The sequence below is a fragment of the Microbacterium sp. genome (assembly GCF_049661145.1).
Lineage (GTDB): Bacteria > Actinomycetota > Actinomycetes > Actinomycetales > Microbacteriaceae > Microbacterium.
In genome coordinates, this window is record NZ_JBASZT010000106.1 from 1 (window position 1) to 2,116 (window position 2,116).

Genomic DNA, 2,116 nt, shown 5'->3' on the forward strand with positions numbered 1-2,116 from the left:
CGACGGTCCAGCGAGGCAGGCGACGCCGCGCGCCAACCGCGGCGACAATCTCGCGGGGCCCTCGCCGTATCAGGACCTGCCGGCCGCCGCCGGTGCCGCCTTCGGCGTCGCCGCCGGTCGTTGAGCGAGCGTATCGAGTCGAAACGCAGACTGGAGACCCAGATCATGAGCAGCCAGACCACCCGCCGCATCGCGGTCGTCTCCGCCGGCTTGTCGAACCCGTCATCGACGCGGATGCTGGCCGACCGCCTCGCCGCAGCGACCCTCGCGCGGCTCGCCGAAGACGGCATCGTCGCGATCGTCGACACGATCGAGTTGCGCGACCTCGCGCACGACATCACGAACAACCTGCTGACCGGCTTCGCGCCGCCGGCGCTCGAGACGGCGGTAGGCACGGTCGTCTCCGCCGACGCGCTGATCGCGGTGACCCCGATCTTCTCGACCAGCTATTCGGGCCTGTTCAAGTCGTTCATCGACGTCCTCGACCCCGATGCGCTGACCGGCATGCCGGTCCTCATCGGCGCGAACGCCGGGACACCCCGCCACTCGCTGGCGATCGACTACGCGATCCGACCGTTGTTCGCGTACCTCCACGCGGATGCCGTCTCGACCGGTGTGTTCGCGGCATCCAGCGACTGGGGAGCGGCGGCGGATGACGTCGCTCCGCTCAGCGCGCGCATCGAGAAGGGCGCCCGCGAGCTCGCCGAGACCATCGTGCATCGTGAGCCGTCGGTGGGGACCGACCCGTTCGACCCCGCCCACTATCTGGGCGAGGACCGCTCGTTCGGACACCTGCTCGGCGGACTCGCCGACCAGTAGCGTCGGAGCATGCCCGACACGATCGTGAAGACCCGGACCGACGCCCCGGCATTCTTCTTCGAGGCGGAGGCGGCGGGGCTGCGATGGTTGGCGGATGCCTCCGGCGCGCGCATCGTCCGCGTCGTGGACGTCTCGCCGGGGCGTATCGAATTGGAACGCGTGCCGATAGCGCGTCCGGATGCCGGGGTCGCCGCCGCGTTCGGCGAAGCCCTCGCCGCGACGCACGTGGCCGGTGCCGCCGCCTTCGGAGCTCCACCCGACGGCTGGGACGGCCCGCTGTACATCGGTCGGCTTGCTCAGCCCGCCGCGCACGAGGACTCCTGGGGCCGCTTCTACGCCGAATGCCGCGTGCGGCCCTTCCTGGAGCAAGCGGTGACGAACGGGAACCTGTCGCGGGCGGATGCCGACGGGCTGCACCGATTGTGCGACGTGATCGCCGGCGGTGCGTTCGACGACGACGACGGTCCCATGCGTCTGCACGGCGACCTGTGGAGCGGCAACGTGCTGTGGTCGCCGGGCGGTGTGGTCCTGATCGATCCCGCGGCGCATGGCGGGCACCGTGAGACCGACCTCGCGATGCTCGCCCTGTTCGGCTGTCCCCACTTCGACGCGATCGTACGGGGATACGAGCGCGCGCACCCGCTGCGGCCCGGCTGGCGGAAGCGGATCCCGCTGCATCAACTGCATCCCCTCGCCGTGCATGCCGTCGGGCATGGACCCGGCTACGGCCGTGCGCTCGTCGACGCGGCGGGCGCCACCCTCCGCCTGACCTAACCCGCCCGCCGCGTTGGTGGGTGCCGGCGCGTGCTCTGGGCGCCTCTCACTTCTGCGGAGATTCGCAGTTCTGCGGAGAGACACGCCGGGTCCGGCTCCGCCGTTGTGAAGATCTCCGCGAAAGTCGCCGCCGAACTCAGCCGCTCTTGCGGCGGAACTCGCGCTTGGTGACCGCGCCGTGCGTGCCGTGGATCGCGGAATCGCCGTCCAGGTGGGCCTCGCCAGTGCGCTGCTGCGCGTTCTTCTTGTCGAGCGCCTCCTTGAACTTGCGCTTCATCTCCTCGGATGCCGTGGTGTCGTCGGTGCTCATGATCCCCACCCTACGCACCGATCGCCGGCACTGCCATGTTGGCTACAACCCGTCCCGGCCGCGACCCCAGCGAGCGACCGCGGCGTCGATGCCGAATCCCAGCAGCAGAGCGACGACGACCGAGACGAGGATGACGGCGAAGGTCGGTGCGTCAGGTAGCAGCGCGGCCACGGCGGCGCCGAGCGCCGCCTGGTAGCAGGCCCAGGCCGCCGC

Annotated in this window: 3 protein-coding genes; 2 read left to right on the forward strand and 1 reads right to left on the reverse strand. The window is 70.7% G+C overall.

The window, feature by feature from the left end:
• The first annotated feature begins 165 nt into the window (after positions 1–165).
• Positions 166–819 carry a CE1759 family FMN reductase gene (locus tag WBP48_RS04580; protein ID WP_424436738.1) on the forward strand — a complete coding sequence of 218 codons (654 nt, stop codon included), beginning with the start codon at positions 166–168 and terminating at the stop codon, positions 817–819.
• Positions 820–828: 9 nt separating this feature from the next.
• Positions 829–1,593, forward strand: coding sequence for a fructosamine kinase family protein (locus tag WBP48_RS04585; RefSeq protein ID WP_424436740.1), 765 nt, complete (start codon positions 829–831; stop codon positions 1,591–1,593).
• Positions 1,594–1,729: 136 nt separating this feature from the next.
• Here the strand turns inward: WBP48_RS04585 and WBP48_RS04590 are convergent, their stop codons facing one another.
• Entirely contained in the window at positions 1,730–1,903 is a 174-nt protein-coding gene (locus WBP48_RS04590) for a DUF5302 domain-containing protein (protein WP_424436743.1), read from the reverse strand.
• Positions 1,904–2,116 lie beyond the last annotated feature (213 nt).

Excerpts from the sequence above, each read along its gene's own strand:
- WBP48_RS04580 (WP_424436738.1), top strand. The coding sequence starts at position 166 with ATGAGCAGCCAGACCACCCGCCGCATCGCGGTCGTCTCCGCCGGCTTG.
- WBP48_RS04585 (WP_424436740.1), top strand. The coding sequence starts at position 829 with ATGCCCGACACGATCGTGAAGACCCGGACCGACGCCCCGGCATTCTTC.
- WBP48_RS04590 (WP_424436743.1), bottom strand. The coding sequence starts at position 1,903 with ATGAGCACCGACGACACCACGGCATCCGAGGAGATGAAGCGCAAGTTC.